Origin of the sequence: Pseudovibrio sp. W74 (genome assembly GCF_001623085.1) — a bacterium.
Lineage (GTDB): Bacteria > Pseudomonadota > Alphaproteobacteria > Rhizobiales > Stappiaceae > Pseudovibrio.
Genome location: NZ_LMCJ01000003.1, coordinates 55755 through 69101, shown reverse-complemented (window position 1 = coordinate 69101; position 13347 = coordinate 55755). Strand labels below are relative to the sequence as shown.

Sequence of the window (13347 nt, the reverse complement as noted above, 5' to 3'; positions counted from 1 at the left end):
CCTTGGAGAATAAAAACATAATGTCAGGGTTTTGGAATACACTTAAACGAGAGGCCTGCTTTCTTGCAGGTGCAGCAACCACAGCCTTCTTCTTTCTGGCTGGGGCGGATCTCTTATTGCCCACCTCCGGTCTCTTTGTGCAGATGTTTTGTTTCATCTGGCTTTTCGGTGTCATGCTGTGGTGCGCCTTTGGCGTGGTGCGCCATGCAGACTGTCTGGCCGTCATTCTTGGTGAGCCCTATGGAACGTTGATCCTGACGCTCTCGGTGATTGGCATTGAGGTCTCCCTGATCGTTTCCATTATGCTGACAGGTGGGACGAATGAGCCTCTGGCCCGGGATACGATGCTGGCGGTGCTCAATATCGTGCTGAATGGCATGGTGGGTATCAGTCTGCTTCTGGGAGGGCTCAAGTACGGGGAACAGCCTTTCAACACACAGGGCGCCCGCTCTTTCCTTTCAGTCCTTATTCCGCTCGCTACTTTTTCTCTGATCCTTCCCCGCTATACGACCTCAACAGCTGACCCTTCCCTTTCGACGGGACAGCAGATCTCATTTGCGGTGATGATCAGCCTGCTCTATGCGATCTTCCTTGCCACTCAGAGCATCCGGCATAAGTCTTTCTTCATTCAGCCTAAACCACACTCTGGTGTGGCTCTGTCCTTCCTAATGGCGAAGGATGAAGCTGAAGACGATAAGCATGCTCACGATGATGATGATCATCATGACCTGGAGATCTATTCAACCAGCTATCACGCGATCTTCCTGATCCTGACCATGCTGCCGATTGTTCTGCTTTCCAAAAAGTTCGCGGTGCTGGTGGACTTTGGCATTGCCAGCTTTCATATGCCTGCTGCGTTTGGTGGTGTTCTCGTTGCGCTTCTGGTTCTTACTCCTGAAGGCTTGGGCAGCTTCCGTGCGGCGCTCTCAAACAGGTTACAACGCTCCGTGAACATCTGTCTTGGATCAGCTCTGGCGACCATCGGTTTGACAGTCCCGGCTGTTCTGATCGCAGCCGGGATCTTTGACATTCACATTGTGCTGGGTGTGAAGGATACGGACATGATCCTGCTCCTCCTGACACTCATTTTGAGTATGATCACGTTTACCGGCAGCCGAACGAACGCCCTACAGGGCGCTGTCCATCTGGTGTTGTTTATCTTCTACTTCATTCTGATCTTCCAGCCCTAGCAGATCACGCTCGACCAACTCGTTGATCACATGATTCACCCAGTGCTGATTACCAATCGGCGCTGCGTGGATTCCGTCCTCGCAAAAGCCTTCTGATGTTATTCCCGGTGTTACGGAGATAGCAATGGCACCGCGCTCATGGCACAGCTGTGTACCGACACGATTGATCATCTGCCGGCGAGGCTCCAGTACAGCGCCTAGTCCCCACGAGAGCGCGGGCACGTTCATTGGTGACATGAGGTTGGACCAGTAAATCCGGGCATGAGGGTACTTGCTACGCAATGCATAAATCAGCTCGCCGAACCCTTTCTTCCAGGCTTTGCCAGAACGGAAGTTCTTCAGGTCATTGAAACCGATACTGATGTAAATGTGTGTGTAATCGGCGTGCGGCAGATTGGGGACGACCACATCACGGATTTGGCTGGAAGTTGCAGAGTTGTTGCCAGCAGCCCGCCATTTAACAGGCCGTCCGGATACCTCTGCCATTTTGTGAGCCATCTTGCAGGTCAAGCCATTTATCGTGTGGTCCAGCCCCACTCCGGCAACGGAGGAATCACCAACAACAAGCAGGTTGATCAACTGGCCCTGACCGGGAACCGCACCAAATTGCGGTCCTGGTGCTGGTGACAGCCTTAGGGAATTAGCACGGGCACGTAAGCCTTCGAAAATGTAGACGGGTAAAAGCGCCCAAGTTAGCCAGCTAGGAAAAGACATTAAAAAAGCCCCCTCGTTTGAGGGGGCTAATTCATCACGCTGCAAGCTCTCCTGCAAGTGCTTTTGCAATCAAACTACGAGTTTCCGGAATACCGTAGAGGGCGATAAAGGAACCAAAGCGTGGACCTTTCTCCTGCCCCAGAAGTACTTGATAAATCGCAGAGAAAAAGGTCTGCGCGACACCAGGGCGTCCATCTGGACCCGGCTTTGCGGTGTTCTGGTAACGCTCAATATTACGACCAATGTCGTAAATTGCGTTTTGGATATCGCCGCCGTCAGTCTCTGCTGGCAGGCCAGCAAGCACTTCATCCAGCTTGGTGAGCATTTCTGTCTCAACTTCATCTGCTGCTTTGAACTGCTTCGTTGGTTTCACGAAGTCGTCGTAGTAGCGGATGGCGTAGCCAACCAACTCATCCAACATCTTATGTGTTGCAGCAGAAGAGCCCGGTGCGTAGCGGGAGATGAACGCCCACAGCACGTCCTTGTTCTCTGCGTTAGATGCAGACACCAGGTTGAGCAGCATTGCGAAGGAGATCGGCATCTCTTCTTTTGGCGGTGTGCCGTAGTGGATATGCCAGACCGGGTTCATCAGCTTCTGCGCTGCATCCATGTTGTCGAACTTGGACAGGAAGGTGCAGTACTCATCAACCGCTTTCGGGATGACGTCAAAATACAGCTTCTTCGCAGTTTTCGGCTTCTGGAAGTTGAACAGGGACAGGCTTTCCTGATTGGCGTACTGGAGCCACTCTTCCATGGTCAGGCCATTGCCTTTGGACTTGGAGATTTTCTGGCCTTTGTCGTCCAGGAAGAGCTCGTAGTTGAAGCCTTCCGGAGCAGGACCGCCCAGAGCCTTACAGATCTTGCCAGACAGGTTCACGCTGTCGATCAGATCCTTACCAGCCATTTCATAGTCGATGCCCAGCGCGTACCAACGCAGCGCCCAGTCAGCTTTCCACTGACATTTGACGTTGCCGCCTGTCACCAGAACTTCAATACGCTCTTCAGTCTCAGGGTCAATGTAAGTCACAGTGCCTTTTTCGACATTGCGATCCACCATTGGCACCTGCAGCACAATACCTGTGCGCGGGCAGAGCGGAAGAAATGGAGAGTACGTGGCCTGACGCTCTTCACCCAATGTTGGAAGAATGATCGCCATGATCTTGTCGTAGACTTCCAGCATGCGCAGGAGCGCTTTATCGAACACACCAGACTTGTAGTAGTCGGTGGACGACACAAAGTCATACTCAAAGCCAAACTTATCCAGAAACGCCATAAGTTTTGCGTTGTTGGCCGCTGCAAAGCTTGGGTATTCGTTGGAGAATGGATCTGGCACGCTGGTCAGTGGCTTGCCAAGAAATGAAGCCATCATCTCCTGATTAGGCACGTTGGTTGGCACTTTGCGGAAGCCGTCCATATCATCTGAAAAGCAGATCAGCTTGGTCGGGATCTTGTCTTCTGTCAGCACACGAAAAGCGGTGCGCACCATGGTGGTGCGTGCAACTTCGCCAAAGGTGCCCATGTGCGGCAGACCAGATGGACCATAGCCGGTCTCGAACAAGACCGGCCCGGTCTTGGGTTTCTTCTCCAACCGTTTGACCAGTTTGCGTGCTTCTTCAAACGGCCAGGCTTTAGATACCTGTGCCGCCTCGATAAATTCTGGGCTGAGATCGAGTTGAGGCAAACTGTTCATAGACATGGATTTTGAGATCCGTATTTGGAGATTAAATTGTAACTGAGTTTCGCTTTCTTCAGCAGGATTTAATGCCGGAAAGCTGCGCGAACTTATGTAAAACTAGCGCCCGCGTCAATGACAGTTCTCGGGTTTTCGGCTCTACCCCCTTGTATGAGGCCGGAAGCCCCCTTACCTTTGCAGTCATTAGCCGCCGCCAGACAATTTGGCAGAGCGAAAAACTAAAGCAAACCAAGAGGCAAAGCTTTTCGCTTTGGGGAGATATGGGTACAATAGAAAGATTACTGAGCGTAGAAGAAGCTCTCATTCATGTGATGGTGATGGTTTCCGCCGCAGATAGCGCGATGAGCGACGCAGAGCTGCGCCAGCTTGGCGATATTGTGGGCATTCTCCCTGTCTTCAAAGATTTTGACGACAATAACCTGATCAAGATTACCCAGCAGTGCGCTGAGCGTCTTTCCGGTGAAAACGGCATGAACGCAACATTGGCGCTTGTGGCAGAGTCATTGCCAACCAAATTGCATGACACCGCTTATGCTCTTGGTGTGGAGATTGCTGCGGCAGACTTGCGGGTAAGCCCTGAAGAAGTGCGTATGTTGCAGTTGCTGCGTGACCACCTGAAGCTGGACAAGCTGACGATCGCAGCGATTGAGCGCGGCGCTCAAGCCCGCTTCCGCACACAATAACTCAGTTCAATCTGATTAGCGGGCAGCACGACTGCCCGCATTCCTGCTCTTTGCGCTGCAAAATATTGTTTGCAGCTGTTAATGCACGGTCTTGACCATATCCGGCAGATCCAGCGAGAAAGCTGGAATTTTCACCGCAAAGGACTCCCCCTTTTCAGTTTGCATACGGTAATTGCCCGTCATGATGCCTGAAGGGGTATTGAGTGGACAGCCTGAGGTGTACTGAAACGACCCACCGGGTTCGATGACTGGCTCTTCACCAACCACACCTGCCCCGTTGACTTCCTGCGTGTTGCCGTTGGCATCGATGATATGCCAGTGGCGAGACCGCAGTTGGATAGTATCAGAACTCAGGTTCTCAATTGAGACCGTATAGGCCCAGAAGAACTGCTCATCTTCGGGAGTGGACTCCTCAGCAAGATAATACGGTTCGACAGTGATCTGTATATTTCGGGTAACGGCACGATACATAGCACAACCCATTTCTAAGGAAAATTCCACTGCAAATACAACAGCAGTACGCATCCTATTTTTAATAAGTCTAGCCTTTCCACCCCGATCTTCGCAAGAGCAGCGATCTCACACCGAAGGATCTGGGTGGTTCAAAACCATATGTCGAACCATAAAAACGCGAGAAATGGCCGAAAGTGTGCAGATCGCAGCAAAAGTCCACGCAACCCATGAGAAGTAAGTGGGGAACAAGCAAAATGCAACGAAGACACCAATGGTTTCAAAGCCTTCAGCGAGCCCTCCCAGATAATAGAAGGACTTCTTGCCTCGCAATGAGGTTTGCATGCCCAACTTCTGTGCCAGTGTTGCAAATGCAAGGAATGTGGAACCGTTAATGTAAAAGCTGAAAAGTAGGGCTGCCGCAGCCAAAGCGTTCTGCTCAGGTGCGACAAAGGCAAAGGCCAGTGGGATTGCACCGTAGAAGATGAAGTCGAATGTGATGTCGTAAAACCCGCCGAGATGTGTTGAGCCCGCCGCTCTGGCGATGGCACCATCCAACCCGTCTGCAAAGCGATTGAGCAAGATAAACAGCAGAGCTGTGTTAAATTGCCCAGCGGCCACCGCCGCCCCCGCCGCAAGGCCAAACCCAAGCCCGACCAAGGTCACTGCATTTGCAGTAATCCCCAGATCTGCCAGCGCTTTTCCCATTCTATTGAGAGGTGGGTCTATATAGCCGCGGAGTTTTGCATCAAACATATCGTATCCTATCAGATATGCTTTTCGTCTTAGGGCTTTTTTTCCAAGGTGCCTATAACAGCCCGCTCGCAATCCACACGCGCGGTGATCAAGTTTACTTCATCAGAACTTGATCATGATCTTCAGCGTAAGTAGTTCTGCCGACGGATAATCTCACTCGCGGTTTTTCCGCAATTTTTCCAGCTCAACCATCAGATCAAGTTTCAGGTCTTTTAGTTCACTCAAGACAACCTTTGTCTCTTCATGCACGTTGATACGATCTTGCTCAATATCCTTATCGTGCTCTTGCTGCATTGCTGCAACGATTATACCGATAAACAAGTTCAGGACGGTGAAGGCGGTGCACAATATGAAGGGAATGAAGAACAGCCATGCATTGGGAAAGACCTCCATAACTGGCCGAACGATCCCCATACTCCAGCTTTCCAGTGTCATGATCTGGAACAACGAGTAGGCAGATGCTCCAATTGAGCCGAACCATTCGGGAAACACCAAGCCGTACAAGCGCGTGGCCATTACGGAGAAGACATAAAAGACGAGAGCCATGAGCAGGACGATTGAGCCCATGCCCGGAAGTGCGAGGATCAACCCACCAATGACACTTCGCAGAGACGGGACAACCGAAATAAGCCTTAAAATCCTCAGGATCCTGAGTGATCGCAGAATGGTTGCCGGACCTGTTGCCGGAATGACTGCAATCGTGATGATGAAGAAATCGAAGAGGTTCCATGGCCCCTTAAAGAAACCCGGACCAAACGCGATGATACGCAGTGTCAGTTCAACAACAAAAATTACAAGGATCAACTCATCAAGAAAGCGCAGTATGGGGCCGTACTTGGCAATAAGCATCTGGCTTGTATCCAAGCCAAGGACAACAGCGTTCAACGCGATTATACTTATGATTGTGAATTCCCATTGGCGGCTTTCAATGATGGATCGCAACTTCGCCCGCATTTCGACACTTGACCTCACATTTCGAATTTGGGCCCACCCTAAGTAATTATCTGATGGTTTCAAGTTGAAAGGGGCCAACAAAATATTGACTGGTATAGATGAAGAAATCGCCAAGAACTTCAGGTAGTAAAGTCAAAACAACACTACCAAAATTAACTTATAGTTTTCATAGGCTTGATCATTTCCACAAGAGCTAACAAAAAATTGCATAAATTTTGTAGAAATCGCGGGCATCGCTCAACATCAGAGTCGAAATCTCCTGAATGTATGACCTGAAGAATTAAGAGGCTGAGATTAACACCTGTCAAACGCATCCAGCTTGAAGCCTGCAATTGCAGCTTCCCCCTCTCCTCACGCCGGTTTGGTACATGGATGATGTTGCTTCTGGCACTCTCTGCAACTCATAAAACTCTGTATGCCTATTGGCAGATACAACCTAGGCTTTTTTGAGAAGCGGCAGAGACGCCTTCTGAAGGACTGCGCACCAAGTGCTGGTGTTGGTGCGCTGAGGTGCCTCCATGTTGCACAAAGACCGTCGTCTACGATCTGGGAGTCCGCACTAAGTCAACTCTGCTGTTTTCTTTTGAGGGGCCTTACGATTGCGTCTCAGTTTCGCAACATCTTGCCGCAAAGTCCTGAGCTCTTTCATGATAGCATTTGCTTCCATTCGCACATAATGGTGATGCTCTTCCACATCCCTCTCATGCTCTTCCTCCATTGCAGCAACAATGACGCCGATGAACAAATTCAGGACTGTTAATGCAGTGGTCAGAATGAACGGTATGAAGAACAACCAGGCATTCGGATAGACATCCATAACCGGGCGGACGATTGCGTCACTCCACCCCTCCAGTGTCATAATCTGGAACAGAGAATAAGCTGAAGCTCCGATCGTTCCAAACCATTCAGGGAAGGTCTCGCCGTAGAGCTGCGTCGCCATGACAGAGAACACATAGTAGACCAGAGAGAGAAGCAACATGATTGAGCCCATCCCTGGCAATGCCAGGACCAGCCCTCCGATCACGCGCCTTAGCGATGGGACGACCGAGATGAGCCGCAGGACTCGAAGGATTCTCAGTGACCGTAGTATCGCTGCCGGGCCAGTGGCCGGAATAAGCGCAATGCTTACGATAAAGAAGTCGAAGAGATTCCAGGCCCCTCGGAAAAAGCGGAAGCCATATGCAAACACGCGAAGAGAAATCTCAATCACGTATATGCCTACTACGATATCGTCCAATGTGCGGAGTATTGGGCCGTAATGTTGTTGAACAGTCTGGCTGGTTTCAACCCCTAAAGTTATCGCATTCAGGGCGATGATAGATATGATTGTGTATTCCCAAGCCTTACTTTCAATGATCGCACGAAGTTTTTTTCGCATCGTCCACATGTCCAGACATTACGTTAGGGAATGACGATTTAAACTCTGAAACCAGTTGTTTTTATGTTTCTTCAATAACGAACTCAGAAAAACATCAGGAAAGAGAACAGTTCATTATGCTTGGGTCTAAAAATATACTTCACTCTTAGACAACTCTGAAGTTCGACTAAGCATTTTTGTTTCTGTCGTACTACTTGGAGAACCAATATGAAAGGCTGATTGGCGGAAGATAACTGCAATGATGGTGACCTGAGAGCGAGTATCAAATGATAAAAACGACCAAGGATGACATAACCCGGTTTGTAATTGCGCAGGACCCGGTTTTCTCAGAGGTGGTGCAGGAGCTCTCACAAGGCCGGAAGACCTCACATTGGATCTGGTTTATCTTTCCTCAATTACGTGAACTGGGCCGTTCCTCAACCGCGCATTTCTTTGGCATTGCCGATCTTGGAGAAGCTCAGCGATATCTTGCCTATCCTCTACTGGCCGCGCGATTACGTGGCTGCTGCGGGTTACTTCTCAAGCATACCGATCTCAGTTCCAAGCAAATTCTTGGCGAAATAGACAGCTTGAAGGTGCGCAGCTGTGCAACCCTTTTTGCATATGTTGCTGATGATCCAATAGTGTTTCATCAGTTACTCGATCAATTCTATAACGGGCAGCCGTGCAATCTCACGATAGACGCTCTCGGGTTGCCTTGGAACGCTTAGTTTCTCTTCGCTCCTATCACTATTGGGCGCTCTTTCTTTCCCCCCCGATGACGCACCATGCCATGCTCTGTTTTTCGCCAGTAATGCGGTTTTATGGCAAATTCAATGAGCGCTTTGTAAGAGGCAAAGCAGCCAAGAACCCAATAGAATGGAATGCTTGCAATCTCCCAGGACCGTGCCCGAAAGCCACGCTTTGCACTACCTTGCAGGACCGTGACAACAGTGCCACCGAGACCAAAGAGAAAACAAAACATGGCATAGATGCTGAAGGCATCAAATGCCTGCAGTCCGGTGTTGTAAAAGTTCAAAGTAAGCTTTCCAAACATGAGCGCAGTCAAGGGAGCTGCCCAAAGGCACAGCATGCCGCCAAAGAACGTTAGGAGCAGTAAAGCAAAGTTTGTCACGCCGAGTTGCTTGTAGGTCAACATTGGATGGCGCAGATGCACAGCGAGCGTTTGTATCCAACCTTTATGCCAGCGTGTGCGTTGATGGAGCCATGCTGTGAGCGTAAGCGGTGCTTCCTCAAAGGTGGAACTATTTAGCGTGCGGGTCTTAAATCCCTGCCGCGCAAACCTGACCGCCAGATCAGCATCCTCAGTCACATTAAATGGATCCCAGCCGCCAACCTTCCGCAATGCACTGACACGGAAGTGGTTGGAAGTCCCTCCCAGAGGCAGCAAAAGGTTTTTGCGGGACAAGAATGGCAGGAAGACATCGAAAAGTGCAGCGTATTCAAAGGCAAACTGGCGGACCAGCCAACTTTCTTCCGCATGATCAATGGACAATGCTGCTTGTAAGCAAGCGACATCATGGCCCTCAAGAGCAAACTGGCAGATGGCTTTTTTTAGTTGCTGTGGCTCTGGCCTGTCCTCGGCGTCAAATACCGTCACAAATTCACCTTTTGTCGCGGCAAGGCCGACGGAAAGCGCGCGAGGTTTGGTTTGAGGTTTTCCGGGTGGCAAGATGATCATCCGCATTGATTTTTTTAGCAGTTTACGGAGATTTTTCTGTGTCAGCTCATCGTCTTGCTCAACCAGAAAGATCACGTCGAGCGCGTCTTTCGGGTAATCCAACGCATCCAATCCATCGACCAGTTGGCGACAGATTGCAGACTCCTTGTAAAGAGGGACAAGGACGGTGTAGTGCGGCCATTTATCCAGCTTTGGGACCGTAAACTCTTGCCGGTCAGAATAAGTGAAAAATGACGCAAGGCGAAGCAACCCTGTGACACCGAGTGACAAAGTCAGCAGGATAAAGAGGCCCCATAAAAATGCATCAAACGCGAAGCCAGCTGCACCGAGGAAGATGATTGGTGAGACTGTCAGCAGCTTTCGTTGCGAAGGCAAAAAGCGATACACTGCCGACATTGAAACATCGTCTTGTGCCAAGGCGTTGGAGCTTGCGGTCGTTACCGTCAACGCCTTTTGGTACTGCGGTGTCACAATCACAATCTTGCTCGTGGCTTCATCGAAATATCCCAGAGCCCGCTCAAAAGCCTCGAGTTGATGACCAAGTGGGGCCGCTGCGAAGACGACCTTTTGATTAAGATCCAGTGCCGGAACGAACAAAATTCCTTCAGTTTCAAATGGCTTTAGCTTCTCATCGATTGGAGCGATTGCTGACAGGCTGCCATCAGATGCATAGCGAATGTTCATTTTGCCGGAAATTCCCCAGTAGAACACTGAGGCATCCAGAAATCCTTGTTCAATCAGGTAATTGCTGATGCACTTGTCTTCCACCGAGATCCTCAACTTTGCGAAGTCAATCAAGGCATCGGAGCAATTGCATTGCAGCAGCACTTCCCGCTCCAGCGCGTTCTTCAGGCGTACAAATTCAGGAACATATCGTTCTTTGAGTGAAGGCCTGGAGACACTTTTGATAAGAGGCCCAGCCCTTTCATCAGGAGAAGGATCATTAGCAGACTGCTCCAGGGGGCTAATCGCTGTCATACGGTTTCGCAGAGCTTGTCCCGCTTCAACAGAACGTGCGCTTTCAATGCGACCAATCGATAGAGCTAAAGAGCGTAAAGTGTTCGCCTGACGCACAGAAAATGGCAGCCCGTTAGCTGCTGATATCTCGCGATATTCTTGCCCTCCCTTTGATACCGTGGCCCTTGTTAATCTAGGAGGCTCATCTTCGGTTACAGGTCTTCCCCTTACGCAGACATTCACTTAGTATCTCCTTGAGAATTTCCCGTTAGGCTTACGCTCTGTTGCAAATTGGATTGGATAACTTTTGCGTTTCCCCGTATTCTTCATATTGCTGATTTTATGTAGTGCCCAGCCGCTCATTTTCGCGGCGTCAAATGCTATGGCACAGAATGCAAATGGCTCGGATAGCTGGGAGGTTTCCCAGAGCTCTCCATTGTTGGGAGGGGGAAACAGTGGCTCGGAAATTGGAGTAAAGTCCCGATCTGATCCGTCATCGGTCGTTATCCCTTTGTTTTCTGGCGGGCAGTCTGGTCTAGCGACAACCGGCAAGGCGCCGGAGCGGATCCGTTTCATTGCTGCAGACAACTTTCCACCCTTCATTTTTCGAGATAGTGAAGAGCGATTGATGGGTTACAACGTGGATCTTGCCCGCGAGATCTGTCAGAGCCTCAAGGCTGCCTGCAGTCTCAAGATCATTCCGTTTAACCACTTGGCCAATACTGTGTTTAATGGAGAAGCAGACGCTGTCATTGCTGGAATGAGCATGACACCGGAAACACTTGAAAAACTGTCGTTTTCTCAGATCTACATGCGATTTCCGGGGCGCTTTGTCGTCGGCAGGAACAGCACACTGGAACCTCTGCCAGAAACACTGGGTGGAAAGCGCATTGCAGTTGTGGAAGGGTCGCGTCATGAAGCATTTTTGGAGCGGTTCTTTACAGATGCAGTTGCAGTTCCGTTTGAAAATGAAGAGCTTGCCCGCAATGCTTTGTCCAGGTCAAATGTGGACGCTCTGTTTGGCGATGGGATGAGGCTGTCATTCTGGTTGGATACGCGCACTGCCGACGGATGCTGCAAGTTTGCAGGTGGGCCGTGGCTGGATCCGAGCTACTTTAGCGGTGGATTAGCGATTGCAACAAAGGCAGGCAATACCAAGATGTTGAATGCGATCAATCTTGGTCTTACCCGCCTTCAATCCAACGGTCGTCTCGGGGAACTCTATCTCAGATATTTCCCGCGTGGTTTCTTCTGATCATCCTTGTTTCGGCGTGCCATCTTTATTGACACGGCTTGAAAGCCAACCTTGCACATGCGCTAAGGCTTTGAACGGCAACAGCAATGTCCAACCTAACTGGCGTGGCTCTTTGCCCTGAAATTCACTCAGACCAAACGTGATATTCTCCTGACCGCCCTTAGGATCATTCACATAAGTGGAGAACAAACGATCCCACCAAGGGAAGTTGAAGCCGTAGTTACTATCGGTTTCGATGGGTCGGGTGGAATGGTGGATGCGGTGCATGTCTGGTGTTACGATCATCCAACGCAAGATGCGGTCTGCTTTGTCAGAGAGCTTGATGTTGGCATGGTTGAACATGGCGGCTGCGTTGAGGACAACTTCAAAAATCACCACAGAGAGAACAGGTGCACCGAGGAGTGCGACGACGATCACTTTCCAAAGCATGGAGACTGCAATTTCCAGCGGATGGAAGCGAAGAGCCGTTGTGACATCAAAGCGTGGATCGGTGTGATGAACCTTATGCAAATGCCATAGGAACGGGACTTTGTGGCTGGCGACATGCATGGCCCAGACCGTAAAATCGAGCGCAAAAAACGCGATTACGCCCGCTATAACTGGGTCAACTGCCAGCCAGTGCGCGAGGCCAAACCCCTCCACCTGTGCCCAGTAAGCCGTTGATACTGCTGCAAAAGGCAAAGCGAACCGTAGCATCAGAGTGTTGATTATCGACAGGAGAAGGTTGGTTGACCATCGTCGTGGCCGCTCCTGGCTCTCTGAACGCCTTGGAATGAAGATTTCCAAGAATGCGAACACTAAGAATGCGCCCGCAAATATTCCCAGGCGAATGACGCCTTCTTCCATGATGAGTTCCGTTCGATTAGCGCGCATCTTCTACGCATTTATATTAGTTAATTTGAATATGGTGCCTATTGAAGACGGGGACAAGTAAATTTCCTGTCACTTTTGTGGTGAAAGAGGCGCTAAAATAGCTTCATGACTGAGATTTTATGGACACGTCCTGAAGGTGAGTGCCATGGCACTCTTGTGTTGGCTCATGGTGCGGGTGCGCCGATGGATGCCAATTTTATGAACCGGTTTGCGGAAGCTGCGGCTGCGAATGGCATTGCTGTTGCGCGGTTTGAATTTGCTTACATGGCGAGGCGTCGGGAGACAGGCAAGAAGGCTCCTCCTCCGCGGGCGGACAAACTCATAGGCGAATTTCAGAGCGCTATGCAGGATATTCTTGAACAAACTCAAGGCCCTGTCCTGATTGGGGGCAAGTCCATGGGTGGGCGCGTTGCAGCTATGCTGGCGGGTGGAGAGAGCCTGCCGAAGCGTATTCCCGGTGTTGTGTGCCTTGGGTATCCGTTCCATACAGAAGCGAAGAAAGAGTTGGCGGACTGGCGGCTTGAGCCGTTGCAGAAATCCACTCGTCCTATCTTGATTACGCAGGGTGATCGGGATCAGATGGGGCATCAGGCTGAGGTGGAAGCTGTTGATTTACCTGAGTTTGTTCGGCTTTTCTGGTTGGAGGATGGAAACCACGACCTTGCCCCGCGCGGTGCTTCTCCCGCGACATGGAAAGGCAATATTGATCAATCTGCCAGAGAGACCGCAGAGTTCTTTAAGTCGCTGATTTCCTGATAGTATT

The 13347-nt window shown here is 50.4% G+C and carries 13 protein-coding genes; 5 read left to right on the top strand and 8 right to left on the bottom strand.

Annotated features, from left to right (window positions below):
- Nucleotides 1-20: 20 nt before the first annotated feature.
- The gene (locus tag PsW74_RS02690) at nt 21-1190 is read left to right on the top strand and encodes a calcium:proton antiporter (protein WP_063287311.1); all 1170 of its coding nucleotides are present in this window, start codon (nt 21-23) and stop codon (nt 1188-1190) included.
- Here the strand turns inward: PsW74_RS02690 and PsW74_RS02685 are convergent.
- A complete protein-coding gene (locus PsW74_RS02685) occupies nt 1128-1904 on the bottom strand; it encodes an SGNH/GDSL hydrolase family protein (RefSeq protein ID WP_082830455.1) in 777 nt (258 codons plus the stop codon). The genes PsW74_RS02690 and PsW74_RS02685 overlap by 63 nt on opposite strands.
- Nucleotides 1905-1938: 34 nt before the next feature.
- Nucleotides 1939-3600: a lysine--tRNA ligase gene (locus PsW74_RS02680; protein ID WP_063287309.1), complete on the bottom strand. Its 1662-nt coding sequence runs from the start codon at nt 3598-3600 to the stop codon at nt 1939-1941.
- Nucleotides 3601-3866: 266 nt separating this feature from the next.
- Here PsW74_RS02680 and PsW74_RS02675 point away from each other — a divergent pair, with 266 nt between their 5' ends.
- Complete coding sequence (locus PsW74_RS02675) at nt 3867-4280, top strand: tellurite resistance TerB family protein (RefSeq protein WP_057465028.1); 414 nt, start codon at nt 3867-3869, stop codon at nt 4278-4280.
- Nucleotides 4281-4358: 78 nt separating this feature from the next.
- On the opposite strand, the gene apaG is transcribed toward PsW74_RS02675, so the two are convergent.
- The 4 genes from apaG to PsW74_RS02655 all read right to left on the bottom strand — a co-directional run bounded on the left by apaG (nt 4359) and on the right by PsW74_RS02655 (nt 7818).
- Nucleotides 4359-4751: a Co2+/Mg2+ efflux protein ApaG gene (gene apaG / locus PsW74_RS02670; protein ID WP_057465027.1), complete on the bottom strand. Its 393-nt coding sequence runs from the start codon at nt 4749-4751 to the stop codon at nt 4359-4361.
- A 108-nt stretch (nt 4752-4859) separates the two neighbouring features.
- Complete coding sequence (locus PsW74_RS02665) at nt 4860-5486, bottom strand: CDP-alcohol phosphatidyltransferase family protein (RefSeq protein WP_057464930.1); 627 nt, start codon at nt 5484-5486, stop codon at nt 4860-4862.
- 153 nt (nt 5487-5639) lie between these two features.
- Nucleotides 5640-6440, bottom strand: a complete 801-nt coding sequence (locus tag PsW74_RS02660) for an ion transporter (RefSeq protein WP_063287308.1) — start codon at nt 6438-6440, stop codon at nt 5640-5642.
- Nucleotides 6441-6999: 559 nt separating this feature from the next.
- On the bottom strand, nt 7000-7818 hold the full coding sequence (locus PsW74_RS02655; RefSeq protein WP_063287447.1) for an ion transporter: 819 nt from the start codon (nt 7816-7818) through the stop codon (nt 7000-7002).
- A gap of 266 nt (nt 7819-8084) precedes the next feature.
- Between PsW74_RS02655 and PsW74_RS02650 the strand changes: the two genes are divergently transcribed.
- Complete coding sequence (locus PsW74_RS02650) at nt 8085-8528, top strand: DUF1810 domain-containing protein (protein ID WP_057464927.1); 444 nt, start codon at nt 8085-8087, stop codon at nt 8526-8528.
- Here PsW74_RS02650 and PsW74_RS02645 read toward each other — a convergent pair.
- Complete coding sequence (locus PsW74_RS02645; protein ID WP_208980480.1) at nt 8525-10477, bottom strand: glycosyltransferase; 1953 nt, start codon at nt 10475-10477, stop codon at nt 8525-8527. The two genes, PsW74_RS02650 and PsW74_RS02645, sit on opposite strands and share 4 nt — an antisense overlap.
- A 361-nt stretch (nt 10478-10838) precedes the next feature.
- Between PsW74_RS02645 and PsW74_RS02640 the strand changes: the two genes are divergently transcribed.
- On the top strand, nt 10839-11711 hold the full coding sequence (locus PsW74_RS02640) for a transporter substrate-binding domain-containing protein (protein WP_063287306.1): 873 nt from the start codon (nt 10839-10841) through the stop codon (nt 11709-11711).
- Here the strand turns inward: PsW74_RS02640 and PsW74_RS02635 are convergent, their stop codons facing one another.
- Nucleotides 11712-12557, bottom strand: a complete 846-nt coding sequence (locus PsW74_RS02635) for a sterol desaturase family protein (protein ID WP_063287446.1) — start codon at nt 12555-12557, stop codon at nt 11712-11714.
- 132 nt (nt 12558-12689) lie between these two features.
- On the opposite strand from PsW74_RS02635, the gene PsW74_RS02630 reads away from it, so the two are divergent.
- Nucleotides 12690-13340: an alpha/beta family hydrolase gene (locus PsW74_RS02630; protein ID WP_063287305.1), complete on the top strand. Its 651-nt coding sequence runs from the start codon at nt 12690-12692 to the stop codon at nt 13338-13340.
- Nucleotides 13341-13347 lie beyond the last annotated feature (7 nt).